Genomic DNA, 26,317 nt, shown 5'->3' on the forward strand with positions numbered 1-26,317 from the left:
AAAAATGGGAAGTGAGTTCATGAAGTTTAAGTTGGAAAAAACCCTATCCTTAGTGGCTGTAGGCGTATTAAGCGTGCTTCAAGGTGCACAAGCTGCACCTGTATATGAAATCAAAAATATCGACGCGGATACGTTTAACCTAAATGGTACGATCGAAAATACCCGTAACGGTTATGGCATGTCGGTTAATAACAATAATGAAGCAGTTGGCGCAGCTAAGGGTAAAAAGAAACTCAATGTCGATGAAGACGATGATGGTGTAATCGACATTGAAGACGGTGTTTCCGATGCTGAAACCATTACTTACTCCGTTAACTTGCCTATTCTTGCCAATAATTTCACGTTTACCTCTATTGAAAATGATGCAACAACGCCTTGGTTGCCCACATTTGAAAGCGTAAATGGTACTACTGCACCGACTTTTCCAGAAGTTGATCCTGTTAACTCAGTTGATACTTTTTACTACGGCATTAATGATGCCAAAGTAAAAGTAGGCGAAATGACGGCAGCCGAGCAAAAAGTAGATTACTCGGGCTCAAGCACAACCCAAGAGTATTGGTATTACCGAGATTATGAACAGCGTGGTTTTGTTAAAGATGATACTAATACTGAAATCCCATTAGTCCCTCCCTATATTGAGTATGTTTCTAAGCAAGACAGTGGCGATGTTACGGTTAATGTGGGTGGTTTTTCGAGTGCGACGGCAGTCAATAGTGCCAATATGGTGACTGGCTATGCCAGTACTGATATTAGTAAAAACAGTGCCAGCATTATAGATTCATGTGTGTCGAATAAAAGCGACACTGCACCGATTGATATTTGTGTTCAGAATAGACAATATCCAAACACTAATGGCTTTAGAGATATTCAATATCAAACTCGCGGCTATGTATGGCGTTATGAAGCGGGAACCATTGCTGAAGCATTGCTGCTCCCCCTTGGGCTTGAAACCACCAACGATAACGTTTATACCGGCCAAGGTTTGGGGATAAACACAGATGGCGTTGTTGCTGGCCGTTCACACGTTTATCGAAAAGGTGATACTGATAGGCTGGCCTTTGATGCTGCCTATTGGACTAAAGGTGCAGATGGCAGTTACCAATACAACTGGGTAGATGTTGATACTGTGAAAGATGTGCGTTCATCTATCGCTTATGACATTAATGACAATGGTATATTGGTTGGCAGTTATAATAAGTATATTGAAGGTTATCCAAGAGATAAGTTCTTCTATATGGATACCAGTGATGCTAATGCTGAGCTAATAACCCCGTTTGATTTATATAACAACGTGTCTGATCTGTCGAGTCGTGGTCGCGATATCAACAATAACGGTCAAGTGGTGGGTTATATTGAAACGACTCATGATAAAGAAAAGCCGCGACCAAAAGCGGGTTTCCTTTATGATATAGCCAAAGATGAGTTTACTAATCTGAATGAGTTGTTGACCTGTGAGTCTAAAGGCTTTGAAAAAGACCCCGATACAGATAAATGGATTCGTCATGAAGTAAAACTTACAGATGGTACTGGTGTTGAAGTTACTTACGACAGTGAGATTATAATAGTAGAGGCAAATAGCATTAACGACAGTGGCACGATTGTCGGCACCGCCTTTATTCGTAAACCATCATATAAATTTGATACGGACGGTAACTTAGTCCTCGGTGACAATGGCAAACCAATCTTCGAGCTTCGAGCTGATGGAGACGCTGTCACTGCTTTCCTCCCTCGTATGATGGTTCTCCAGACCTCTGGTGCTGAAGTGACAGATGAATGGAAAGCCGCTAACAACTGCATTGATGAAAGTGGCGAAAGTGGCGACTATGAGAGAAAAGGTGCAGCAAGCCTTGGATGGTTGTTAATGTTACCGCTAGTTTGGCTGAGACGCAGACGGAAATAGATGAGTAGACTAAATCGAGGCAAATAGCCTCGATTTTTTTTATTTTTATTTTTACCCCACAACTCAATAGCTTAATATTTAACCTTCAGAATGGTCGCATTTTTTGATTGATCTCTACTGCAAAAAGTTTTATTCATAGTGTTGAAGCATTAGAGCTTCAATCATTATGGAAGAGAGGACGCTTGCATGAAGAGACAAAAAAGAGATCGATTAGACAGAGCTTTTTCGAAAGGTTTTCAGGCTGGAGTTGGGGGCCGTTCTAAAGAGATTTGTCCATATTCGACACTCGACTCAAAATCACAATGGCTTGGTGGTTGGCGAGAAGGTATTGATGATAGGTTAAGCGGTTTGTTTAATAAGTAACGTTTATTTAATATTAAACATGAAAAAAGCCCTCATAGTTGAGGGCGTTGTTTATCTCTAATGCTGTAACTTAACGCTTAGAAGCTTGAGGTGTCAGTAAAAATACCGACTTTTAAATCTTTTGCGCTGTAAATTTCACGACCATCCACTTCCATGGTGGCATCTGCAATGCCCATTACTAACTTGCGGTACACTTTACGCTTAATCGTTAGTTTATAGGTCACTTTTTTAGCATCTGGTAGCACTTGACCAGTGAACTTCACTTCACCTACGCCCAATGCACGGCCTTTACCTTCTGCTCCTTCCCAACCAAGGAAAAAGCCAACAAGCTGCCACATAGCATCTAAGCCTAGGCAACCCGGCATAACCGGATCTGATGCAAAATGACAGTCGAAAAACCAAAGGTCAGGATTAATATCTAGCTCAGCTACAATTTCACCTTTACCGAATTCACCGCCATCTGCATTAATTTTAAGCACGCGGTCGATCATCAACATATTGTCTTTCGGTAATTTAGGAGAGTTAGGTCCTAAAAGGGTACCAAGTCCACAGGCGACTAGGTCTTCTTTCGTAAAACTGTTTGCGTTACTCATTATATTTAATTCTCCAGCTATTTGAGCCTCCAAGGTTAGCGAACACGTGTACGCTAAACAACTCCGATCAGCTAGAAAATGATAATTTTTCGCGGAGCCTCACAAAAAAAGACTTATCTTCGTCTTGATAACCCGCCAAACTCTCTAATCTAGCCTGTACTAAGCCGTAAAGTGAGTCATCAGGAAACTGGTTATCTTTGTCTGCGGTACCGGCCGGGGTCTGCATTAAAATTTCAGCGGCTTCATCAATGTGTTTAACCTGATACAGTGTAAAGAGCCCTTGATGAACGGCATCAATAACAGATTGCTTGAGGTTCAATTGCTGCATATTAGAGCAAGGAATAATGACACCTTGATGACCCGTTAAGCCACGGCGTTGACACAGCTTAAAAAAACCTTCAATTTTTTCGTTAACGCCGCCAATAGCTTGTACATTACCAAATTGATCAATCGCACCGGTTGCAGCCAGACTTTGTTTTATCGGCTTTTCTGAAATTGCGGAGATTAAGCTGCAATATTCTGCAAGAGAGGCACTGTCGCCATCGATCTCTTGATAAGATTGTTCGAACACAATATTGGCATTGAGATGTAAAGGTGCATCTTTACCAAAAATACGATACAAGCAGGAAGACAAAATCATCATTCCTTTAGCATGAATGTTACCGCCGAGTTCTGATTTCCTTTCAATATCGGCGACTTCTCCATCACCATAATGCACTGATGCGGTAATTCTTGCGGGTTCTCCATAACTGTACTCAGCATTTTCTATGACGGTTAAGCCATTTATTTGGCCAATCATTTCATCTTGGGTGGGGAGACTGATAAATAGATCGTCAAAGTTCTGCTCTGAAAGCTTCTCTGAGGCGTTGTGGCGTTGATTAAACATATCGATACTATGTTGGAATGCCTTGATATCGATATGTCGTGTATGCGCGTATGCACTAGCTTGGACTAATAACTGCTCAATGTTGATAGACATCAAACTTAATCGTTGTTGATGATCGGCAAGTCTGGCGCTGTATTCAAACAATGCCAATCTGGCTTGTCGATCTAAAGTCAGATTAAGATCGTTTAAAATGCAGTTTAACCATTGGTCGTATTCAACCAGGCTGACTTCATTTAAGTCTACTTCGTTGATGAGCTCCCCCAAAAGAGGGAAATGATTTGAAAAACTAGGTTCACCTAACCAGCAGTGACCATATTGGTTACTAGAACCAATGAGGATGATTTTGCAGTTTAAAGCAAGGGCGGGAAGGCTCGAATGCACTTGGTACTCTTTCTTATCGAGGATTTCAAGCAGCAACTCCCATAGCGATTCACGTTTCCAGATAGAATCAGCACACACAAATAGGTAATGGCAGTTGGCAAGAGCCCCCGCCTTATACTGCTTGGTGTTTTCATCATAACGGCCAATAAGATCATGCTTCTTGACCGTACCAGAAAGGTACTGATACTGAGCTTGTTTGGTCGCAATAACGGTGTCATTAGAAGGGACTTCGGCCTCAAGCCAAATGGTAGTGCTGTCTTGCAATATAAGGTGTTTATTTGGGAATACGCCTTCTGTATGAACAAGTGCATTGATGATGTATTTACGATTACAGCCTGAAAAATCGGCTAAATACATATGCTGGTCGTGAGTGCGGCCTAAAAGTTTGAATGCATCACGCACACGCGATTGACCGATTAGCCGCATCTCTGGTGAACTTTCATTAACTAAATCCGCTGGTAATGTAAATTGCGGTTTAAGTGCAGCTGTGGGAATAATGTTTGAGTTCATATATATCATGTAAGTTTTTCTACTAAATCGATATTACCATAGTATTGCTGCTAGCTATCAAGTAAGTCTGTATTAGTCGTCCCCATAACATTCAGAGCGCGGGTGCTGGTGATAGGATGAACAACCACCAATTTGTCTGTAAGATAGGCAGTTGTGCCGTTACACGAAAATTATCAAGTATTTGGTATTTACAATTAATGCTGAAACGCCTAATATCTACGGCGTTCGGAGAGATGGCAGAGTGGTCGAATGCACCGGTCTTGAAAACCGGCATGGGTTTGTAGCCCATCTAGGGTTCAAATCCCTATCTCTCCGCCACATTAAAGAAGGCAGCCTAATAGGCTGCCTTTTTGCTTTCTGGCTAACTCATTGTTATTGAAAGCGATATACATTATTGTTATGTTGGTACTTGTGTAAAATTAGCTTTCTAATTTGAAGTATATGGGCTAAATTAGACTGAATAAGTTAGCTTGATTCTAGTTTGATTCAAGCCAGATTCATTTTAAGGTAGAGCAGCTTTGATATCAGTATATTTGGTCGATGACCATGAGCTCGTACGCACCGGTATTCGACGGATTTTAGAAGACGAACGTGGAATTAAAGTCGTAGGTGAAGCCGGTGATGGAGAGACCGCGGTTCAATGGTGTCGTAAAAACGAAGCTGATGTCATTTTAATGGACATGAATATGCCGGGTATTGGGGGCTTAGAAGCCACTCGTAAAATACTCAGATTTCAAGCGCATGCTAAAATTATCGTACTGACGATACATACTGAAGATCCCTTTCCCACTAAAGTGATGCAAGCAGGAGCGTCTGGTTATCTAACTAAAGGGGCTACCTCGCCAGAAGTGATGCAAGCTATTCGACAAGTGGCACATGGACAGCGTTACTTATCGCCAGAAATTGCTCAGCAAATGGCGCTTAGTCAATTTAATCAGTCGGAAGACAATCCATTTAAAACCCTCTCTGAAAGAGAGCTGCAGATCATGTTGATGATCACCAATGGTGAAAAGGTCAGTGATATTTCAGAGCAACTTAACTTGAGTCCCAAAACGGTTAACAGCTATCGCTATCGTTTGTTCGCAAAATTAGGTATTGGTGGTGATGTTGAACTCACTCGATTAGCCATACGCTATAAAATGCTCGATACTGGTCAGTTCTAATTAGTGTCTATAGATATATAAAGAGCGTATGACAGCAGCGTTTAATTCAAATGAGTTTTTGAAAACGGTGACATCCTCGCCTGGTGTTTACCGGATGTATGATGTTGCAGATACCGTTATCTATGTTGGTAAAGCAAAAGATCTCAAAAAGCGGTTATCTTCCTATTTTCGTAAAAATCTAGCCAATGTAAAAACTCAAGCATTGGTATCAAGAATCTTCAATATCGATGTCACAGTCACGCACAGTGAGACCGATGCACTCATTCTAGAAAATGATTATATAAAGCAGTACATGCCTAAATACAATGTACTGCTTAGAGACGATAAGTCCTATCCCTATATTTTATTAAGTAACCATAAGCACCCAAGGCTCTCGTATCACAGGGGGCCGAAGAGAGATAAAGGCCAATACTTTGGGCCTTATCCAAATGGCGGCGCTGTGCGTGAAAGCTTGCATCTATTGCAAAAAATATTTCCTATTCGGCAATGTGATGACCTGTATTACAAAGCAAGATCTCGTCCTTGCTTGCAATATCAAATTGGCCGTTGCAGTGCGCCGTGTGTAGACCTAGTATCGCTTAAAGACTATCAAGAACAAGTCACATTAGCTGGCCTGTTTTTAAAAGGTAAAGATCAACAGGTTACCAAAGCACTCGTCGAAAAGATGGAGCTAGCGGCCGGTGAACTCCATTATGAAGACGCCGCTCGTTACCGAGACCAGATCACAGCGCTAAGGCGAGTTGCGGAGCAACAAGAGGTTTCTCACTCTTCAGGTGATATGGACGTGATAGGCGTTCACTTCGCATCTGGAGTGGCTTGTTTTCATCTGTTGTTTATTCGTGAAGGAAAAATTTTTGGTAGCCGAAGCTACTATCCAAAAGTGCCGGTCGATACGGAATTGTCTGAAGTGTTACGCGCCTTTATGTTTCAATTTTATCTTAATTCGGACAGCCAGCGAATCACACCTAAAGAGATCCTTGTCAGTGATACTTTTGAAGAGCAAGAGCAGCTTGCTGATGCCATTAAAGCCGCTCAAGAAAAAAAAGTAGAGATAAAGAGTCAGGTGCGAGGCGAACGTGCCCGTTTCTTGCGGTTAGCGTTAACCAATGCGACCAATGCGGTGAATACCAGGCTGTCACATAAGAATACGGTTGAGCAACGCTTCTTGTTACTAGAGGAGGCAATTGAAGTCAGTCATAAAATACAGCGAATGGAATGTTTTGATATCAGCCACACTATGGGGGAAAGTACGGTTGCTTCTTGCGTTGTATTTAATAGAGAAGGTCCGCACAAAGCCGATTACCGTCGTTATAATATTAATGGCATTACTCCTGGGGATGACTACGCTGCAATGAAACAAGCTATTAGTCGCCGTTTTGATAAGGTTGTTAGTGGTGGCAAGATACCTGATATTTTGTTTATTGATGGCGGAATAGGGCAGTTACGCATCGCTCAAAAGATAGTGGATGAGAAATTTGTTTCGTTAGATCAAGCGCCGACATTAATAGGCGTTGCCAAAGGGGAAGGCAGGAAGCCCGGTCTCGAAACATTGATCTATGGCGAAAATGAAGTGTCTTTTTCTCTGCCCGCAGATTCCGGTGCCCTACACTTGATCCAACAAATACGTGACGAGTCACACCGCTTTGCCATTACAGGGCATCGTAATAAGCGGCAGAAAACCCGCAATACCTCTTCACTAGAATCTATTGAAGGCGTGGGACCTAAACGACGTAAGGCATTATTGCAACATTTAGGCGGTTTACAGGAAGTTAAGGGGGCGAGCGTGGCAGAATTGGGAAAAGTACCTGGTATCAGCTTAGAAATGGCACAAACAATACATGATGCATTGCGAGGGTAGTAAAATTAAGGCAAGATTAGCGCAGATTTTGAATTCTAGGTCTTATAATGCCGTTTAACATTCCTATTGCGTTAACACTTTTCAGGTTATTACTGTTACCTGTGTTTATCGTTCTTTTTTACATGCCTGACAGTTGGGCCCTTTTCGCCGCAGCTTTTGTTTTCTGGTTAGCCGCGGTTACCGATGCGCTCGATGGATACGCTGCACGAAAACTAAAACAATCGACTCGATTTGGTGCTTTCCTTGACCCCGTTGCTGACAAAATCATGGTGACCACTGCATTAGTACTGCTAGTGGCTCAATACGATAGTGTGTGGTTGACTTTACCAGCATTATTTATGATTGGCAGGGAGATTGTTATTTCTGCTTTAAGAGAGTGGATGGCTGAAATAGGTAAACGAGGCACTGTAGCCGTTTCTTGGATCGGTAAATATAAAACAGCGGCACAGATGACTGCGATTACAGGATTAATATGGCAGCCAAACGATTTTATTACTTATAGTGCATTTGGTTTGTTTTACGTTGCTGCAGTTCTCACTTTTTGGTCAATGATGAGCTATATACGTGCCGCTTGGGGCGATTTAACCGCCGAGTAGCTCGTTTTAAAATCAATGAGATTAATTAGTGCGCAAGCAGTTGTTTATCTCTAAATATAGCGTTGACTCTTCGATATAAATCGGTAGAATGCCATTCCGTAGTCAAGGGGAAGCGAACTAAGCAAGAACTTGATTACAGATTAAATTGAAACGCGACATTAGCTCAGTTGGTAGAGCGATACCTTGCCAAGGTATAGGTCATCAGTTCGAACCTGATATGTCGCTCCAATTTAACGCCGGCGCGATGGCAGAATGGCTATGCTGCGGATTGCAAATCCGCCTATCTCGGTTCGACTCCGGGTCGCGCCTCCAAAGATTAAGAGTTTGATGAGTGGTTAAGTGATTAACTACAGTGTTTCTACCGATAACACGCATCATCAAAATCAACGAGTTTGCCCGAGTGGTGGAATCGGTAGACACAAGGGATTTAAAATCCCTCGCTTAATAGGCGTGCCGGTTCAAGTCCGGCCTCGGGTACCATCATTTAAGCCCTGACTAACGTCAGGGCTTTTTTGTGTCTTAATATTAATAAACTTTAGCTTTATCACAGTTGTTGGTTGGCGTCAGGTAAAAGCGGTTATCAAGTCGATGTAAGCTGTTATGGTGATGGGACATTGGATTCTGGGGTGACGGGATTCCCACTCGGTATAGATACCACTTCAAGCGAAAGTGGCACAAGGTTGCAGGGACAATTTTGCAAAGAAATATGGCAAGGTCTGCTTGAAAATGACGAATATACTTTAGAGAGCCACGGTAACAATACGTTCGATAACGGCGATGACGTTATTTACTGGTATTCAGGTGGTTTGTTAAGTGAAGCCACTACTTATTGCTATTACAACTATATCGCTGAGGATCGTACAATAGACGCCAAAAACTGGCAGCTAAAATACTACCCGGCTACAGGTAAGACCGAGGTAGGTAAAGGTGTCCTTAGCCATACACCGTAGCTAACTTGTGCTTTTTTAACCAATAATCTAGCTCCTTTATCGTAAGTGCTTTTTATTGGCTTGAGATATCTATATTTACAGCGGTAATTCTTTATTACGTCATATACAAAACATAATTGTTTGCCATACTTAACATTGGGATGTTAATAGGGTGGTTAAATGCGATTTTGTGGTTTCATATGCTGTATAAGTATGCTTTTCATGAGCTTTAATGGGTATGCTGATGAACGGCTTACTCGTGCTGAAAAGATGTTATACCAACAGGTGTCCTTGCTTGCATTAGTCGATACCGACGGCAAATTTATTCAATATAAAGAAGCACTCTCTATTAACAAACTTTCCTCTAAAGAGTTAAATCAGCTTGAAAGTGATATCGAACTATTTTGGAGTGAACATCATATACCCATTAGAAACAAAGCATTAAGTGAAATTAGTGATCCTTTCGTTAGAGCGATGGGTTTAGAGCCACAATTAAATGGTTATCTGCAGGTTCAAAATCGTATCCGCCATTTACAATGGTTAGCTGAACAAGATTGGTGGCAGCCGATAATCATTGATGGTTTGATCCGCCCAGGGAAAAGTCATCCGGTTATCCCTGTTATTGTTAAGCGATTATGGTTGCTTGGTGATGCTAAAAGTGCCGTTACAGAGTCGACAGTGCTAAATCAAGACATTGTTGATGCATTAAAACGTTTTCAACTAAGACATGGCTTGAAAGCCGATGGGATCATTGGTCCTGAAACGGTAAAGTGGCTAAATGTATCCCCAGAGCAGCGCGCATCCATTCTGGCTAAAAATTATATCCAACGAGCTGAGTTTATGGCTCAACGTGACGAACGTTTTCTGGTGATCAACATCCCTGCATTCGAAATGGAACTGTTTAACAAAGGAAAAGTTGAGCTTTTTTCAAGGGTAATAGTCGGAAAACCCTACAGAGCAACGCCGTTACTCAGTAGTTCAATTTCTAATGTCGTGATCAATCCGAGTTGGCGAGTGCCAAAAACAATCCTCCATAAAGACTTACTGCCACAAGTCAGAAAAGACGGTAATTATATCGCAGCGCGTAATTTTGATGTATTTGATCGTAATAATAATTTGGTAGTGAGAACACCGCAGCAGTGGAGTGATCTAGCAAGAGGACCCTTTCCTTTTAGATTTGTTCAACGCCCAGGTAGTACTAATACTTTAGGTCGATATAAGTTTTATTTTCCAAATGATTTTAGTATTTACCTTCACGACACAGCTGACCCAAACTTGTTTCAGCGCAGTAATCGGGCACTTTCATCAGGGTGTATAAGGGTTGAGAATGTTGAAGGGTTAGCAAATTGGATGGCGGCAAATTTAATTAAAGATCAACAGACTTGGGTCGATAGACATGCCGACCGAAATCGGACCCAATGGTTTGCGTTAAATGCCACTCTCAATGTGCATTTAGTGTATTGGACTGCTTGGATAGACGCGTCTAATCAAGCACAATTTAGAAATGACATCTACCAAATACAGGCTGGCAGTAGCTTTGCAGATACCGCCAGTGCTCAAATCAACGACTTATAACGCACTCACCGATATTTTATATGGATAACTTGCAATCCTAAAACTAACAGGGTAATTTGCCTGTCAATTGTAGGAAAAGTAGTCAGTGGTGAAAGTGTGACCGTAGTATGTTCTGCTCGTAGACAGTTATTATTAGGCCTTGGTGGTGTTGCAATGTTTTCTATGCTTCCAACAAAGGCACAGGCAAGTCGTTCAACCAAAGGGGTGCGTAGTTTAGGGTTTTACAACCGTCATACTGGTGAGCGTGAGCAAGGAAGCTATTGGATCGATGGTGATTATCAAGCGGATATTTTGACCGGCTTTAATCAAGTATTAAGAGATCATCGCCAGAATGAATCAGCCCCTATGGATAAACGTTTATTTGATTTTGCGTATCAATTGAAAATGTCCCTCAGTTTTGATGATGAGTTTCATATTATATCGGGCTACCGTTCTCCAAAAACCAATGAGATGTTAGCTAAAAGAAGTCATGGTGTCGCAAAGAAAAGTTATCATATGAAAGGGATGGCCTTAGATATCGCTATCCCTGGCGTTAAACTTGCTGATGTAAGAAGTGCCGCCATGGCCCTTAAATTAGGCGGTGTTGGTTATTACCCAAATTCTGGGTTTGTACATATCGATACCGGGCCTATCCGAAGCTGGTAAGCTTAGCGTTAATACGTCATAAGTGAACTCGAAGAATATTTTGTTTAGTTCTTCTTTTTATGTTAATATCCGCCCGCTTTTAGCCAGTAAGGGTTGGTCGAAAACCGTTACTGTAATTTTTTACATCTTATTTATATTAAGTGAGTTTTATTATGTCTTATACTATTCCTGCACAAATCCGCACTGAAATAGGGAAAGGTTCGAGCCGCCGCCTACGTCATGCTAACAAAGTTCCTGCTGTTATCTATGGTCCAGGTAAAGAAGCTATCTCTATTGTTTTTGATCATAAAGATATCATCAACATCCAAGGGAACGACGATTTTTACAGTACTGACCTAACTATCGCTTTAGATGGTAAAGATGTATTAGTACGTGTTCAAGACATGCAACGTCATGCGTACAAGATTTTAGTTGAACATATTGACTTTAAATTTGCTTAATTTTTAAGTAAATTGAAAAAGCGCCTAAATAGGCGCTTTTTTTGTGTTTTAAAAATGTGTTTTAGATATTGGCGGCGTTATCAAGCTTGCGTTCAGGGCAGGCGGCTATCACTTTGTTCTCTCCATTTTCACCTTGCTCAATCCGCACATCAAATCCCCATAAACGATGGATATGTTTGACAACCTCATGCCGGCTGTCAGCTAATGGGATCCTCGCGTTTGGAACATAACGTAGTGTTAGAGACCTATCACCCGATACCTCCACATTATGGACTTGAATATTAGGCTCAATATTAGACAAGTTATACTGCTGCGATAATTTTTCTCTTATCTCTTTGTACCCTCGTTCATCATGAATAGCTGACACTGCGAGGTGATTCTTATTGTCGTCATCTAGGATCGAAAACAGCTTAAACTGTCGAATGATGTTAGGTGAAAGATATTGGCTAATAAAGCTTTCATCCTTGAAGTTTTCCATGGCAAAGTGCAGTGTTGTTAGCCAATCGCTGCCTGCAATATCTGGAAACCATTGTTTATCTTCTTCGGTTGGTTTTTCACATATTCGACGAATATCAATAAACATGTTGAAGCCAAGGGCATAAGGGTTAATACCGCTATAATGCGGGCTATTGTAGCTGGGTTGAACGACAACATTGGTATGGCTTTGTAAAAACTCCAACATGAATCTATCGGTCACCAGCCCTTCATCATAAAGATGATTGAGAATGGTGTAATGCCAAAAGGTAGCCCAGCCTTCGTTCATCACTTGGGTCTGTTTTTGTGGGTAGAAGTATTGCCCCATTTTTCTCACTATGCGAACAATCTCCCTTTGCCAAGGTTCTAGAAGCGGTGCGTTCTTCTCAATGAAATACAATATATTCTCTTGTGGTTCAGCGGGGAAATGTTGCTTTTTGGCCTTTAACTGCTCTTGAGGCGTTTCTGGCACGGTACGCCAGAGATCATTAACTTGGCTCTGTAAATAGGCTTCTCTATCTTTTTGACGCATTTTCTCCTCTTTAAAGGAGATCTCACTTGGGCGTTTATATCTATCTACACCGAAACTCATTAGTGCATGGCATGAATCAATGATGCTTTCCACTCTTTCAACACCATGTAACTCCTCACATTCACTGATGTAATTTCGGGCAAACACTAAGTAATCAATAATGGAGCTAGCATCAGTCCATGTCTTAAACAGATAATTACCTTTAAAAAAGCTATTATGACCAAAACTTGCATGAGCCATGACTAAGGCTTGCATGGTGATGGTATTTTCCTCCATTAGATAGGCGATGCAGGGATCTGAATTGATGACAATCTCATAAGCTAAGCCCATTTGCCCACGCTTATAACCTTGTTCCGTTTCAATAAAACGTTTGCCGAAGGACCAATGGGTATAGCCAATAGGCATTCCTATACCTGCGTAAGCGTCCATCATTTGCTCGGCGGTAATCACTTCTATTTGATTTGGATAGGCATCTAATCGGTAATGGTGAGCGACGCGCTCTATTTCTGTTAAATAGGTTTGAAGAAGATCGAAGTTCCAATCGGGTCCATCATCTAATGGTTTTCTTTTTTCTATTTTGTCCATAACGCCCCCTTAGACAGCCTGTTTCTTAAACAACTCTCTAAACACTGGATAGATATCTTCGGCTTGTTTTATGTGTTGAACCGCAATATTAGCGTGTGTCTTCTGTAATGTTTCGTACTCTCGCCACAGTGTTTGATGCGCTCTATTTGTGATCTCGATATAGCTAAAATATCTCACGACAGGCAATAGCTGCTTTTCGAGTATGTGATGACAAGATGGTGAGTCATCCGCCCAGTTGTCGCCATCAGAGGCTTGTGCCGCATATATATTCCACTCATTTGCTGGATAACGCTTTTGTTGGATCTCATGCATTAATTTAAGTGCACTTGAAACAATGGTGCCACCCGTTTCTTGTGAGTAAAAGAATTCGTGTTCGTCAACCTCCTTTGCTTGGGTGTGGTGGCGGATATATACAACATCCAAGTTCTTATAGGTGCGAGTAAGAAACAGGTATAGCAAGATATAAAAACGCTTTGCCATGTCTTTGGTTGCTTGATCCATTGAACCTGAAACATCCATAAGGCAGAACATGACTGCTTGGCTTGAAGGGACTTCACGCTTAGCATAATTGTTATAACGTAAATCAAAAGTGTCGATAAAGGGGACTTTTTTAATTCTTCGTTGTAGATCGTCTATCTGTGCTTTAAGGGATAGAATGCGTTCAGCGTTAGAACCTGCTGTGCCTTCAAGTTCCATCAGTTCTTGTTGCAGTTCTTTTAGCATGCGCTTTTTTGATGAGGTCATCGTCATGCGGCGTGCAATCGAAGATCGTAATGAGCGGACAATATTGATATTGGCGGGCACGCCATTATTGGTGAAACCTGCTCTATAGACTTGATATTCAACTAGTTTATTAAGTCGATTGTTCTGCAGGTTAGGCAGCTCTAAATCTTCAAACAGTAACTCCAAATATTCATCTTTTGAGATTTCAAATACAAATTCGTCATTTCCCTCGCCAGAATCAGAAGCTTCACCTTGTCCAGCACCTTGACCATTGCCTGATGGGGGCCTTTCAATTTGATCACCCCGGCTAAACTTATCATTTCCTGGATGAACCCGTTCTCGTACTCCGCCTTGACCTTGGTGAAACGTGGGCTCGCTTATGTCACGGGTGGGTATGCTTATTTTCTCGCCCTTATCGACGTCTGTCACACTACGGCGTGTCACAGCATCACTGACCGCTTTTTTTATCTGCTTTTTGTAGCGATGAATAAATCGCTGTCGATTGACGGTACTCTTGCCTTTTGCATTGAGCCTTCTATCTATGAAATTTGCCATGCGCACCTCCGAGCCTAAATAGTAGGGGAGTCATCTCCCCCATTTGGCTTTCTTAAGAAGACTTTCTGACTCTCAGATACCATTCTGACAGCAATCTAACTTGCTTTTGTGTATAGCCTTTTTCCATCATACGGTTAACAAAATCATCATGCTTACGTTGATCATCAGTCGATGTCTTGCCATTAAATGAGATTACCGGAAGCAGATCTTCAGTGTTAGAAAACATCTTTTTCTCAATCACCGTTCTGAGTTTTTCATAGCTAGTCCACAATGGGTTAGTGCCTTCGTTATTGGCTCTAGCTCGAAGTACAAAGTTAACAATTTCGTTCCTGAAGTCTTTTGGATTGCTGATCCCCGCAGGCTTTTCAATTTTTTCAAGTTCAGCATTTAACGCTGCTCTATCGAATAATTGACCGGTTTCTGGATCTCTGTATTCCTGATCTTGAATCCAAAAATCAGCATAGATAACATAACGGTCAAAAATGTTTTGTCCGTATTCAGAATAGGATTCAAGATAAGCTGTTTGGATTTCTTTTCCAATAAATTCAACGTACTTAGGAATAAGGTAGCCCTTTAGAAATTCTAAATACCGTTCAGCAGTTTCTGATGGGAATTGCTCTTGCTCGATTTGACGCTCCAGTACATAAAAGAGATGCACAGGATTTGCGGCAATTTCTGTATTGTCAAAATTGAATACCTTGGACAGAATTTTAAATGAGAAACGCGTTGATAGTCCTAACATGCCTTCATCCACACCAGCATAATCACGATACTCTTGATATGATTTCGCTTTAGGGTCGGTATCTTTGAGGCTTTCGCCGTTATACACCCGCATTTTGGAGTAAATAGAGGAGTTTTCTGGCGCAACCACACGTGAAAGTACACTGAATTGAGCCAAGGTTTCCAGAGTACCTGGGGCACAAGGCGTATTTGCTAACTCTGAGTTTGTCAGTAGCTTTTCGTAAATGCGTACCTCTTCTGATAAGCGCAAGCAATAAGGCACTTTAACGATATAGACTCGGTCTAAGAATGCTTCATTGGTTTTATTATTCCTAAAGGTTGTCCACTCTGATTCATTAGAGTGAGCCAGAATGATGCCACCAAAGGGCAGGGCGGAAAGCCCCTCTGTACCGTTATAATTACCTTCTTGAGTTGCAGTAAGTAGAGGGTGAAGCACTTTAATCGGTGCTTTAAACATCTCTACAAATTCCATTAGACCCTGGTTTGCACGGCATAATGCGCCTGAATAGGAATAGGCGTCTGCATCATTTTGTGCAAAATGTTCCAACTGTCGAATATCGACTTTACCGACCAAAGATGAAATGTCTTGATTGTTTTCATCACCAGGCTCAGTTTTTGCGATAGCTAGCTGATCTAAAATTGAAGGGTAGACTTTGACTACTTTGAATTTTGAAATATCACCACCAAACTCGTGCAGACGTTTAACTGCCCAAGGCGACATGATACTTTTTAAGTAACGTTTTGGTATGTTGTACTCTTGCTTAAGAATTTGGCCGTCTTCTTCAAGATTAAATAGACAAAATGGGTGGTCATTCACAGGGCTGCGAACACCGTCTGCGGTCAGTACGTAAATAGGTACATTTTGCATTAATGCTTTAAGCTTTTCTGCCAATGAGGATTTCCCCCCTCCCACAGGCCCTAAGAGATAGAGGATCTGTTTCGATTCTTCCAGCCCTTGGGCCGAATGTTTCAAATAGGCCACAATCTGTTCAATGGCCTCTTCCATACCATAAAAGTCTTTAAAAGCAGGATATCTGGAAACCAGACGGTTGGAAAATAGCCGACTTAGAATAGGCTCTTTTGACGTATCAATTAACTCTGGCTTACCAATGGCAATTATTAGTCGTTCAGCTGCTGATGCAAATGCGCTATGGTCCTCTTTACATATGCTTAAAAAATCTTCTAATGAATACTCTTCATCAAGTTTTTTTTCATAACGTTGTTGGTAATGCTCGAAAATACCCATAACCCACCCCCTAAACAATCTAAATAGAATGAGAGGCTGATAACAGTGGCCTCCTACTATTAAGGTTAGACCTAATTTGGTAGGGCTGAGATAAAAAAGTAAATAAAAACAATAAGAAATAGTTGCAATTGCAATAGTTGCAGATGAGAATAATAGTGTAATAACGTGTTTTTATTTAAAATAATGACCCTTAATCAATCATTGTTTTACACTTTTAGATCCTAACAATGCGAGAGGAATAGATCGAACCGTTAACGCGATGCTTTATCATTGTGTGTCTAGAGTGCTGAGGGGGCTTAACTAAAGTGCATTGATTTTTACGTCATCGAAAATGAAGTCAGAATAGATAAAATCCGAGCTCATAGAAAGCTCGGATGAGTTAGTCGCTGTATATCAAGGGCAATATGTTGGTTGGCTAGTTGTTAATGCCACATATTTGTAACCGAGGAATAACTACTTCTTTGACCGTAAAGCAGGTACAAAAAAGATTAACCAGGCAACGAGGTATATTGAAAATGCAACAATCATCCATTGTCCCATTGTCACACCCATCATCTCCCAGGGAATATCTGAACACATTCCCGTTGGCATAAACACGGATGGCAGCCATTCATGCAGTGGCATCCAGGTTGGAAACTCAGGTAGAAATGAACAGGTTGCAAATGGCGAAGGGTTAGTTTGCATATCCACTAATTCGAGTGCCAGTTTCAGCCCCCAAGCAGCACTTACGCCCCAAATACCCATTGCAGCTAATCTGGTGATGCGAGATTGATAACCTGTTAAACCTAAAACCGCAGCAAACAAAATGCCGAATATCGCTAATCTTTGATAGACGCACATCACACAGGGATCGAGCTTCATGACATGTTGAAAAAATAGTGCTGTTAACTCTAATGAAAGAGCAGTCGCTGCAAGCGTAAGCCAAGCGGCTCTTGATTGGGCAAAACGGATTAATACATTCAACGATAAGGTCTCCATTACAAATAAAAAACGCCCTGATTAGGGCGTTTTATATGACTAACTATTATTAAAATAGTTCAGTTACTGCATTATCAATGTGCTGATACAGCACTATTGCCTACTTCTTGAACTGTGTGATGGATCAGTATTCCAGTATCGTAAAAATATTGGGTCATCTGTTCTAATCCACCAAACTGTATCGCAAGTATACCAACGATAGATAACACAATCGTATAAGGTAGTGCCATCCACACCATACGTCCGTATGACAGACGAATGAGAGGAGCGATAGCTGAAGTGAGGAGGAACAGGAATGCTGCCTGACCATTGGGCGTTGCTACTGACGGAAGGTTAGTTCCGGTGTTAATCGCAACCGCCAAAAGATCAAACTGATCTCTTGTGATTTGACCATCAAGCAATGCTGCTTTCACTTCATTGATATATACAGTGCCGACAAACACGTTATCGCTCACCATTGAAAGCAGACCGTTGGCTATATAGAAAATAACTAACTGGGTGTTGCCTTCGTAACTTAGCGCCCATTGAATTACTGGGGCGAAAAGATGTTGATCGATAATTACACCGACAATAGCAAAGAAAACGGCTAATAACGCGGTAAACGGCAAGGCTTCTTCAAATGCTTTTCCGAGAGCGTGCTCATTTGTCACACCATTAAAGGCGGTGGTCAAAATGATAACCGATAGACCAATTAAACCAACCGATGCCAAGTGCAGCGCTAGTCCCAAAATTAGCCAAATACCGACAAGCGCTTGAACGACCAATTTCATCTTATCGTGATTAGTACGATGAGTGTCTTCGTGAGCCGCATAGTCAGATAAAATCTTATGCACGGCATCGGGTAACTGCTTACCATAATCAAAAACTTTAAATTTTTCGACAAGGTAACAAGTCAGAATACCCGCAAAGAAAACAGGCACTGTCACAGGGGACATACGTAATGCGAATTCAGCGAACTGCCAATTTGCTTGAGCAGCGATAATGAGGTTCTGTGGTTCGCCCACCATCGTACAAACGCCGCCTAATGCAGTACCAATTCCCGCGTGCATAAGTAAGTTACGTAGAAAGCCTCTAAATGCTTCTAGCTCCTCTTCACATAACTGGTTTTTGCCATCGTTAGTATGGTCATGGTTATCATTAAAGTTTTTGCCCGATGCCACTTTGTGGTAAATCGAATAGAAACCTACCGCGACAGCAATAATGACTGCGATCACCGTTAATGCGTCTAGAAATGCTGATAAAAAAGCAGATGCGACACAAAACATGATAGACACGGCGACTTTAGATCGCACCTTAGTAATCATTTTGGTAAAGGCAAACAGCAGTAGCTGCTTCATGAAGTAAATGCCAGCAACCATAAATATTAACAGTAGCAATACTTCTAGATTTGCTTCTATTTCATGCAGTACTTGACTCGGGGATGTCATGCCGATAATCACGGCTTCGATAGCAAGCAACCCACCGGGTTGCAAAGGGTAGCATTTAAGTGCCATAGCAAGGGTAAAGATAAATTCTAAGACCAGCAGCCAACCCGCAACAAACGGGTTAATATAAAACACAACTGGGTTGATCACTAGAAACGATAATATAGCGAATTTGAACCACTTCGGCGAATTGCCTAGGAAGTTATCAAGAAACGCGTGACTCATTGTCACAGGCATGGAATCCTCACTCTTGTATTTTTATAGTTTGATAGTAACAACAAAATAACTAAGATTTGTTGTTACTAATAAATCAGCCAATGCTAAAGGTAAAACCTTTTGGCTAACTTAAAAAGCATTGATTACTCAAACGGCTACCTAAATCAAAAAAAATCATTTTAAATTAGCTGTTCGCGTGTTTTTTGAACACTTTTTTGAGTTGTCGTTTCAGCGTTTGGCTAATACTCCTATTTGGGTTCCCATTTTAGATAGCTCTGGTATGATGAGTAATAGAACAATACTTACAATTGGATAAAGTAGGCTGATGATAATCAATGCCAAAGGCCCTGCAAGTTTTGCAGAGAAATATATTGTGCGATCCATTTGGGACAATAAATTTCCCCCCGGCTCTATCTTGCCAGCTGAACGTGAGTTGTCAGAGTTAATCGGTGTAACCCGCACAACATTAAGAGAAGTACTGCAACGTTTAGCACGTGATGGGTGGTTAACCATTCAACACGGAAAACCTACCCGAGTGAATAATTACTGGGAAACGTCTGGACTCAATATTCTTGAGACTATTGCCGAACTTGATCCCGATGGATTTCCTGAATTAGTCGATCAACTGTTGTCTGCACGTAGCAGTGTTAGTGGAATTTACTTCCGCGGAGCCATTCGCAACAACCCCGAACAAGCGGCTGAAGCATTATCAAAGCTAGGCGAGCTTGAAGATACTGCACAGGCTTATGCCGATTTCGATTATGAATTACAGCATACACTGGCTTTTTCATCGGGTAATCCGCTGTATGTATTAATCCTTAATGGATTTAAAGGTCTATATAGCAGAGTCGGTCGCTATTACTTTTCTAGTGCAGAAGCCCGCACATTAGCAATGGACTTTTATAAGCAGTTGCAACAGTTAGCAATCGATAAAAATCATGCTGATGTAGCGCTATTAATGCGAACCTACGGTATTAATAGTGGCATTATGTGGCAGAGTTTACGCGACAATATGCCGGTAGAACTTGGTCACTCTAATACATAATCAACATACCTTTTTTATGTAAGGTGATTATTGAAATCAAAAAAAGCCATCAAATATGATGGCTTTTTTGTGGGCGAGATAACTTACAAGTCAAAGCTGTAGTAGATATCTAAAGATTGCTCAATCGTACCGGATACGGTTTCAAGATAGAGTTGTGACAATAAGTAATACCGCACTGTCATTTCATAACCCGGATTGAATACACCAATCCCATATTTAACCATTAGGTTCTCACCAATAAAGCCACTAATCGCAAATCGGCCGTCATCATTAGCGTCAAGCTGAACATTTGAAAAGCCAATTTTCTCGATGATCCCGGTGGCGGTATTACCAATATTGCCGATAGCACCCCCGCCAATTTGATTACTGAGGCTGAGCGCTGCACCCATCATCAGGCCACTATTTTGATCTCCGTCGCTACTGTTAAGGCCTGTGCCTCTGATAATGTAATTTAAAATTTCTGCCTGCTCTTTGGCTGGATTTGAAAAAAGGTTAACAATGGGTTTCATTGGTGTGCCTGTGATGCGAACCCCTGCCACTACATCTTCCTCTTTTATCTCGCGAGCAGCTTCAATATTTAAATTTGGCAGATCCATAGGACCTATGAACTGCATTTCGCCAGCCCTAATTTGTAATGTTTGTCCCATGAATTTATAAGTACCATCGATGACTTTAATTTCACCGAACAGCAGAGGGGGTCTAAAAGGACTCTGCTTTAACTCTAATTTGCCTAACAGCTTGCCATCGAGTCCCATACCATCAACTTTAAGATTATCGCCGATGTTTAAATTGACCTCTGCCGAGACCGCTAACGGTGTGGCTTTTTTCATTTCAGTGGTGAGGCTGTCTTTAAATACCACATCTTTTGAAACGGCCACGGCACCTTCGGGTAATTGGACAATAGTGATGTGTCCAGATGGCACATTAATGTCACCTTTTACATCTACTGAGTGATCAGTGAAGCTGATATTAAGATCAGTGCCAACACTCAAAATCGCGAGGGGAGGTTGAATGACCGCGAGGTCATTACCTTTGATGTTGAAACTGCCTTTTATTTTCTTATCTAGCCAATTAAGTTGGCCATCAATATAAGCAAGCCCATCACCCATTTTTAGCTTTCCGTCTATTTGTGCTTTTTTACCCGCAAAAGTCAGATTCAAATCAACATCTTCAACAAGGGTTGGGTTTGCCGTGGCCAATATGGAACCTTTTGTCAGGGAGATATCACCTGATGCCTGTGGGTCGTAAAGTGTGCCCCCGATGCTTAAGTTACTCGAAATGATCCCTTCTAATACTTCCAATTGAGGTAGTAGCTGTGCTAATGCTTGCAAGTTTATCTGTTGTAGCGATAGGGCACCGTCGATGGCTCTATCTGGGGTTACGTTTATCGATAAATCAGCATTTAGGCTCGCTATCTCATCCGATTCAAATGAAACAGAGGTTTTAAGGTGTTGCTCGTTCAAGAGGCTATTAACAAGAAGAGACTTATAGTTGATAGTGACTTCGTTTTTGTTGGTGGCTTTTGCATTGAAGTCGAGGGTTCCTGGGGTAAGCTCAAGCTGCAATAAACCTGTAGGTTTACCTTGGTCAAACCATTTAAACTCCGTTGCTAATGAGGCAGGACCATGCCAGTTGACGCTGTTAGGTAACCAAGGTTCAACTAACACCCCAACGTCTCCGATATATTCAATTTTGGCTTCACCGCTTAGCCCAAGTTTAATGGGGGCTTGTGAACATAATTGTCCACTGATATGCGATAGACAAAACGAGCTGATCTCACCCTTTGCGAGGGTTAAATCATAAAGGGCATTAAGCGGTTTATCGAGGTTAATGACACCAAGGATTGATGATAGTGATAATTGGTTAATACGCGTTGTAATGGCATTTTTTTCGTCATCGTATTGGCTATTAAGGTCAGTTTTTAGGGCTATGTCCCCTTGGGTTTCTAACTGCAATGACTGCTGATTGAGATCGCCACGAGTATTAATATTAATACTCTCTAGATTAATATCATTATAGCTAAATTTTTCAGAGGTCAGTTTAGCTGAAAATGCTTGATTATCCGCCGGTTGGTATTGGCCATTTAACGTGAGAGTGTCCAGTGCCAGTTGCTTCAGTTTTAGATTGTTAGCGAGAAGGGAGACATTAATATTTGGATGTTCAGATTCGCCCGACACATCAATATGACTATTAACTTTTCCGTTAGCATCTTGAAGCCATAAACTCAAATCTGGCACTTTTAACTCGCCAGTCAGTGCCCAACGTCTATCCACTTCGCCTTTAATATAGAGTGAGCTTTGCAGTGCGTGAATGTTAAGTCCAGGCGAGCTTAAATACCAATGGTTATTTAGGGTTAGATCGCCATCTAACGTAAGAGGATAACCCGCGACATCGCCGTTGAGGTTAGCGTCGGTTATTCCTAAAGACCATTGAGCATCTTTTAGCGCTAATTGCCCCGTTGTTGTCATGGCACCATTGATATCACTCTTAGGCAAGGATTGCTTTAAGCCAAAGCTGAGTTGACTTAAATCTAATTTTTCGCTCATGAAATGGGAGTTCCATGAGAGTGTTTTACCATAATTTAAGGTGCCATTTAACGCCACATTTCCCATTGAGCTTTCTATTTCAAGCTGGCTAAAATCCAATGTTTGTTCTTTGTGCTCAAACTGACTAACAACCTTTAACAATGGATGGTAATGAGAGTTAAAGTGGGTTTTGAGATCAATCTGCTGCACCTTGAGGTCCCCCTTGGTGTTTAAGTCAATATCAGTGGCTATAAACTCAGGTTCAGCTAATGGCCATTGTAGCTTGTTCGATGTTAATGATATTGAGTAAGGTATCGTAGGTTTAGCGAGAGAAATGCTTGACGATAGTTCAAATTCAAACTGTCCTTGGCCCTGGATTTCGCTTTTAAGTTGGTTAAACCCCTGGCTTACGATGGCATGCAGTTGCTGGTTATGTAATCCGGGTATTTCAGTGACATGATCAAGTGTGAGATCTAACTCGAAATCCATTGGATAATCTTTAGAAAGGGACATTTCTCCCTCTAAATCGACCGTGCCATAAGAATGATTTGCCGAAAATGCTGCTATATTAATCAGGAATGTTTGATAGCTGCCACTGAGGTAAACACGTTTGAAGTGATCTTTTCTTGGGCCTAGGATTAAGTCGCCATTATTGATCTCTAGCGATTCAACATAAACGGGTATGGGCATAAAAACTTCGGGCAGATTCGCCATTGCCCAGTCGATGTCATCCTTTGTATCAATGCTCTTTTTTTCAGTCGCTGCAGCGGTCTCAGTGGCAGACAGCTGCGCAATATTGGTGGTGACTGTTTGATGGTCTTTTATTGTGTTATTAAATGGGATCGATACCAGTAACCCCTCAGCGTAAATAGTCCTTGCTCTAATTCCGGTACTTTGCCATTCAGCACTGAGATTAAGTTGGGCGGCATTAAAGTCCATATCGTTGACACGAACGGTCACCTGGCTCAGTGAGCCTACATCCAATTTGATGCCGAAAGGCAGAATTATCTCTTGGTTTTTTGCAATCTCATTGAGTATCTTTTCGACAGATTGACTAGCATCCTCAGTAACGGATGTATCGCGAGTGGCTAAATCAACCGTTGCGATATCAGTATTGGCAGTATCTATGTTGGTCATATTACTGGAAGCGGGTGCGCCAATAAGAGCTGTATCAATCTCAACATTGACTTTGCTTGCGCTGAGTTCATTAACGCAGAGCTGCTTTTGGACTAAACACATTGGGTTCCAATCTAATAGCAGATCGGTTGTTTCAACTTTTACGCCGGGCATTTTCCAATTGCCGACGTCCAGTATTAAGCGGCGGTTTATCTTTCCTGATTGATAAGTAACATTAAGATCGGGCACCAGCATATTAGCTATTTTTACAGCAATATGAGTCCCAAAATTGGTGCCTATAATGATGGCGAACAAGATAAGCAGGGCTAATGGAAGGTAAACAATTACCCGGCTAACGCGTTTAAACCAACGCCATACCAGTGTTGATACCGTTTGAGTTGGTTGTGTCGGTGAGTTGGCTTTTTTGGGCTCACGCGAGCCAGAGATACTGCTATTGAGTTCACTCATAGCTCTGCTCCCATGGTGATATGGATCCGCCAAGGCCTGCTAATCGTATCGGTTTCTTTTAAGCCAACACCCACGTCAAATTTAACGGGACCAATAGGTGATATCCAATGTACGCCAGCACCAACAGACGTTATAGCCTCTATTTGATTGACGTCAAAGGCATTACCCGCATCGACAAAAGTGGCTACTCGCCAACTTGGCGTAACGTAATATTGATACTCAATGCTGCCAACCATTAAATAGCGCCCACCAACGACTTCTCTTATCACTTCCCCATCATCATTAACGGAGTCGATAGACGGGCCCAATTCGTTATAGCTGTAACCTCGAATACTTTGGTCACCACCTGCAAAATAGCGTAAAGAGGGAGGGATTTCGGCTAGGTTAGCTTCATTTGTGAGGTTCGCTGCAAGATCTAAACGAGAGACGATACGATGTTTATCAAAGAATGTTTGGATCCATTTAAACTTTGCCTGTAGACGCGCCAAGCGTACTTCGGAGCCTATATTGGGATCTGCATACTCAACGCTGTAATATTGCAAAAATCCAGATTTTGGGTCGAGTGAATTGTCTCCACGAGAAGTTTTAGACACGTTAGCGCCCAAAAGGACAAAGCGGGGGTCATAATCAACGCCAGACTGGGTATAACTCTCTTTCATCACTTCAGCAGAATAGTTTACAATCCACTGATATCCCAAACGTTGTTGACGGATCACTGCAAAAGTCATTTTAGATGACTCGAGCTGTCCAGTATTCTCAAATTTGCGGTCATCAGTGTTATAAACTTGAGTCACACCATATTTATCGCGCAGCATACCAACACGTAATTTAAGTTGGTCATCGAGTGGGTGAGTCAGCGGAATCGTGTAGGTGGTTAAAAATTTGGGTCTGTCGGGGGCCCATTCGGCGGTTGTTTCTTGGGAGTGACCATAACTGTTTATCTGCGGTGTACGCCAAGTGACTCGGACTCTTGGCTCGATAGTGTTATCAATCGTATTACCAATATCAACACCCAAACCCAGCTCAATAGAGTGATCTGGTTTTGGACTCAAGTCGACTCTAATAGGCACCAGTAATCCCTCTACCTGTTCAACTAACGGTAATACCTTAATGTTTGAAAAGTAGCCAGTATCGAGTAGTTGCCGATTAAGTTGTCCGAGGTTACCAGTACTGTAGGGAGCATCAACGTCAAAGGGGATAAGCTCTTGCAGTATTTCTGGTTGCAGTGTGTGCCCAGTAAAGGTTACCTGGCCTATATGATATCGTTTACCGGAGTCGTAATGCAGCGCGATTTTGGCACTGTTATAATCCCGATCAACTTCAATTTCTGCTTTTACGAATTTACCATCAAAATAACCCCGTGCTAAAGACAAAGTCAGTAATTGACCTTTTAACTCTTCATATACGCCATGATTAAGCCTATCTCCGGGACGAATTGATAGTTGCGCTAGCCATTGTTCAAATAGAATGTCGTCGCGCAATTCTCCGTCAACTTGTATATCAACCCAACGCACCGTTGTTGGCGCGCCTGGCGTGATGACATAGTTGAGTACCCAAGGGCCCTTTTCGTGGGTTATAAACTCTTGTTTGACGCTACTGTTGTAATAACCCATCGAATGCATAGCAGCATTGATATTGTCTTCTGCGTTAAAAATAAAAGCGCGTCTTTTCACATTCGAATCTGGCAAGGCGCCAAGGTGAGCTTTTACGTTCCGCTCCAAACTGCCTTTTACGCCCTTGATATTGAGCGTTAACCAGTCATTTGCGAGAGCGGCAAAAGATGTCAGTAATACACTGATCAAAAATAACGATTTGGTCGTTGCTCGAATCAAACTTATCAAAAGATATCA

The 26,317-nt window shown here is 41.7% G+C and carries 19 protein-coding genes and 4 tRNA genes; 14 read left to right on the plus strand and 9 right to left on the minus strand.

Annotated elements, in window-relative coordinates:
• Nucleotides 1-19: 19 nt before the first annotated feature.
• On the plus strand, nt 20-1,900 hold the full coding sequence (locus L2729_RS09120) for a DUF3466 family protein (RefSeq protein WP_248987999.1): 1,881 nt from the start codon (nt 20-22) through the stop codon (nt 1,898-1,900).
• 186 nt (nt 1,901-2,086) lie between these two features.
• Nucleotides 2,087-2,263 carry a ribosome modulation factor gene (gene rmf, locus L2729_RS09125; protein WP_101091019.1) on the plus strand — a complete coding sequence of 59 codons (177 nt, stop codon included), beginning with the start codon at nt 2,087-2,089 and terminating at the stop codon, nt 2,261-2,263.
• Between the two features lie 77 nt (nt 2,264-2,340).
• On the opposite strand, the gene fabA is transcribed toward rmf, so the two are convergent.
• Together fabA and L2729_RS09135 are read right to left on the minus strand one after the other, a co-directional pair.
• A complete protein-coding gene (fabA, locus tag L2729_RS09130; protein ID WP_101091018.1) occupies nt 2,341-2,856 on the minus strand; it encodes a bifunctional 3-hydroxydecanoyl-ACP dehydratase/trans-2-decenoyl-ACP isomerase in 516 nt (171 codons plus the stop codon).
• Between the two features lie 67 nt (nt 2,857-2,923).
• A complete protein-coding gene (locus L2729_RS09135) occupies nt 2,924-4,633 on the minus strand; it encodes a S16 family serine protease (RefSeq protein WP_248988000.1) in 1,710 nt (569 codons plus the stop codon).
• Between the two features lie 227 nt (nt 4,634-4,860).
• Between L2729_RS09135 and L2729_RS09140 the strand changes: the two genes are divergently transcribed.
• The 11 genes from L2729_RS09140 (at nt 4,861) to rplY (ending at nt 11,839) form a co-directional block, all read left to right on the plus strand.
• A tRNA-Ser gene (locus L2729_RS09140) sits at nt 4,861-4,951 on the plus strand.
• 200 nt (nt 4,952-5,151) lie between these two features.
• Nucleotides 5,152-5,796 (plus strand): UvrY/SirA/GacA family response regulator transcription factor, encoded by a 645-nt coding sequence (uvrY, locus tag L2729_RS09145; RefSeq protein ID WP_101091016.1) that lies wholly within the window; start codon nt 5,152-5,154, stop codon nt 5,794-5,796.
• 28 nt (nt 5,797-5,824) lie between these two features.
• Nucleotides 5,825-7,654: an excinuclease ABC subunit UvrC gene (gene uvrC, locus L2729_RS09150; protein ID WP_248988001.1), complete on the plus strand. Its 1,830-nt coding sequence runs from the start codon at nt 5,825-5,827 to the stop codon at nt 7,652-7,654.
• A 47-nt stretch (nt 7,655-7,701) separates the two neighbouring features.
• Nucleotides 7,702-8,250: a CDP-diacylglycerol--glycerol-3-phosphate 3-phosphatidyltransferase gene (gene pgsA, locus L2729_RS09155; RefSeq protein ID WP_248988002.1), complete on the plus strand. Its 549-nt coding sequence runs from the start codon at nt 7,702-7,704 to the stop codon at nt 8,248-8,250.
• A gap of 152 nt (nt 8,251-8,402) precedes the next feature.
• Nucleotides 8,403-8,478: transfer RNA gene (locus L2729_RS09160), tRNA-Gly, on the plus strand.
• A gap of 10 nt (nt 8,479-8,488) precedes the next feature.
• Nucleotides 8,489-8,562: transfer RNA gene (locus tag L2729_RS09165), tRNA-Cys, on the plus strand.
• An 82-nt stretch (nt 8,563-8,644) separates the two neighbouring features.
• A tRNA-Leu gene (locus L2729_RS09170) sits at nt 8,645-8,730 on the plus strand.
• A 77-nt stretch (nt 8,731-8,807) separates the two neighbouring features.
• Complete coding sequence (locus L2729_RS09175) at nt 8,808-9,200, plus strand: hypothetical protein (RefSeq protein WP_248988003.1); 393 nt, start codon at nt 8,808-8,810, stop codon at nt 9,198-9,200.
• Between the two features lie 201 nt (nt 9,201-9,401).
• Nucleotides 9,402-10,754: a L,D-transpeptidase family protein gene (locus L2729_RS09180; protein WP_248988004.1), complete on the plus strand. Its 1,353-nt coding sequence runs from the start codon at nt 9,402-9,404 to the stop codon at nt 10,752-10,754.
• A gap of 96 nt (nt 10,755-10,850) precedes the next feature.
• Nucleotides 10,851-11,399 (plus strand): peptidoglycan L,D-endopeptidase MepK, encoded by a 549-nt coding sequence (gene mepK / locus L2729_RS09185; protein WP_248988005.1) that lies wholly within the window; start codon nt 10,851-10,853, stop codon nt 11,397-11,399.
• Between the two features lie 152 nt (nt 11,400-11,551).
• Nucleotides 11,552-11,839 (plus strand): 50S ribosomal protein L25, encoded by a 288-nt coding sequence (rplY, locus tag L2729_RS09190; RefSeq protein WP_248988006.1) that lies wholly within the window; start codon nt 11,552-11,554, stop codon nt 11,837-11,839.
• Between the two features lie 61 nt (nt 11,840-11,900).
• Here rplY and L2729_RS09195 read toward each other — a convergent pair whose 3' ends face one another.
• The 5 genes from L2729_RS09195 to nhaB all read right to left on the minus strand — a co-directional run bounded on the left by L2729_RS09195 (nt 11,901) and on the right by nhaB (nt 19,334).
• Nucleotides 11,901-13,430 carry a SpoVR family protein gene (locus L2729_RS09195; protein WP_248988007.1) on the minus strand — a complete coding sequence of 510 codons (1,530 nt, stop codon included), beginning with the start codon at nt 13,428-13,430 and terminating at the stop codon, nt 11,901-11,903.
• 9 nt (nt 13,431-13,439) lie between these two features.
• Entirely contained in the window at nt 13,440-14,708 is a 1,269-nt protein-coding gene (locus L2729_RS09200; RefSeq protein WP_248988008.1) for a YeaH/YhbH family protein, read from the minus strand.
• A 52-nt stretch (nt 14,709-14,760) separates the two neighbouring features.
• Complete coding sequence (locus L2729_RS09205; RefSeq protein WP_248988009.1) at nt 14,761-16,695, minus strand: PrkA family serine protein kinase; 1,935 nt, start codon at nt 16,693-16,695, stop codon at nt 14,761-14,763.
• 453 nt (nt 16,696-17,148) lie between these two features.
• Complete coding sequence (gene dsbB / locus L2729_RS09210; RefSeq protein ID WP_248988010.1) at nt 17,149-17,658, minus strand: disulfide bond formation protein DsbB; 510 nt, start codon at nt 17,656-17,658, stop codon at nt 17,149-17,151.
• A gap of 89 nt (nt 17,659-17,747) precedes the next feature.
• Nucleotides 17,748-19,334: a sodium/proton antiporter NhaB gene (nhaB, locus tag L2729_RS09215; RefSeq protein WP_248988011.1), complete on the minus strand. Its 1,587-nt coding sequence runs from the start codon at nt 19,332-19,334 to the stop codon at nt 17,748-17,750.
• Nucleotides 19,335-19,638: 304 nt separating this feature from the next.
• Here nhaB and fadR point away from each other — a divergent pair, with 304 nt between their 5' ends.
• Entirely contained in the window at nt 19,639-20,358 is a 720-nt protein-coding gene (gene fadR / locus L2729_RS09220; RefSeq protein ID WP_248988012.1) for a fatty acid metabolism transcriptional regulator FadR, read from the plus strand.
• An 83-nt stretch (nt 20,359-20,441) separates the two neighbouring features.
• Here fadR and L2729_RS09225 read toward each other — a convergent pair whose 3' ends face one another.
• Both L2729_RS09225 and L2729_RS09230 read right to left on the minus strand, forming a co-directional pair.
• A complete protein-coding gene (locus L2729_RS09225; RefSeq protein WP_248988013.1) occupies nt 20,442-24,467 on the minus strand; it encodes a translocation/assembly module TamB domain-containing protein in 4,026 nt (1,341 codons plus the stop codon).
• The gene (locus tag L2729_RS09230; protein WP_248988014.1) at nt 24,464-26,308 is read right to left on the minus strand and encodes an autotransporter assembly complex protein TamA; all 1,845 of its coding nucleotides are present in this window, start codon (nt 26,306-26,308) and stop codon (nt 24,464-24,466) included. The genes L2729_RS09225 and L2729_RS09230 overlap by 4 nt, the downstream gene beginning before the upstream one ends.
• Nucleotides 26,309-26,317 lie beyond the last annotated feature (9 nt).

The organism is Shewanella gelidimarina, from assembly GCF_023283945.1.
In the GTDB taxonomy this organism is placed as follows: domain Bacteria; phylum Pseudomonadota; class Gammaproteobacteria; order Enterobacterales; family Shewanellaceae; genus Shewanella; species Shewanella gelidimarina.

Coding starts and splice junctions, on each gene's coding strand:
- fabA (WP_101091018.1), bottom strand. CDS start 2,856: ATGAGTAACGCAAACAGTTTTACGAAAGAAGACCTAGTCGCCTGTGGA.
- fadR (WP_248988012.1), top strand. CDS start 19,639: ATGATAATCAATGCCAAAGGCCCTGCAAGTTTTGCAGAGAAATATATT.
- L2729_RS09135 (WP_248988000.1), bottom strand. CDS start 4,633: ATGAACTCAAACATTATTCCCACAGCTGCACTTAAACCGCAATTTACA.
- rmf (WP_101091019.1), top strand. CDS start 2,087: ATGAAGAGACAAAAAAGAGATCGATTAGACAGAGCTTTTTCGAAAGGT.
- L2729_RS09200 (WP_248988008.1), bottom strand. CDS start 14,708: ATGGCAAATTTCATAGATAGAAGGCTCAATGCAAAAGGCAAGAGTACC.
- L2729_RS09205 (WP_248988009.1), bottom strand. CDS start 16,695: ATGGGTATTTTCGAGCATTACCAACAACGTTATGAAAAAAAACTTGAT.
- L2729_RS09180 (WP_248988004.1), top strand. CDS start 9,402: ATGAGCTTTAATGGGTATGCTGATGAACGGCTTACTCGTGCTGAAAAG.
- L2729_RS09195 (WP_248988007.1), bottom strand. CDS start 13,430: ATGGACAAAATAGAAAAAAGAAAACCATTAGATGATGGACCCGATTGG.
- nhaB (WP_248988011.1), bottom strand. CDS start 19,334: ATGCCTGTGACAATGAGTCACGCGTTTCTTGATAACTTCCTAGGCAAT.
- uvrC (WP_248988001.1), top strand. CDS start 5,825: ATGACAGCAGCGTTTAATTCAAATGAGTTTTTGAAAACGGTGACATCC.
- pgsA (WP_248988002.1), top strand. CDS start 7,702: ATGCCGTTTAACATTCCTATTGCGTTAACACTTTTCAGGTTATTACTG.
- L2729_RS09120 (WP_248987999.1), top strand. CDS start 20: ATGAAGTTTAAGTTGGAAAAAACCCTATCCTTAGTGGCTGTAGGCGTA.
- L2729_RS09225 (WP_248988013.1), bottom strand. CDS start 24,467: ATGAGTGAACTCAATAGCAGTATCTCTGGCTCGCGTGAGCCCAAAAAA.
- rplY (WP_248988006.1), top strand. CDS start 11,552: ATGTCTTATACTATTCCTGCACAAATCCGCACTGAAATAGGGAAAGGT.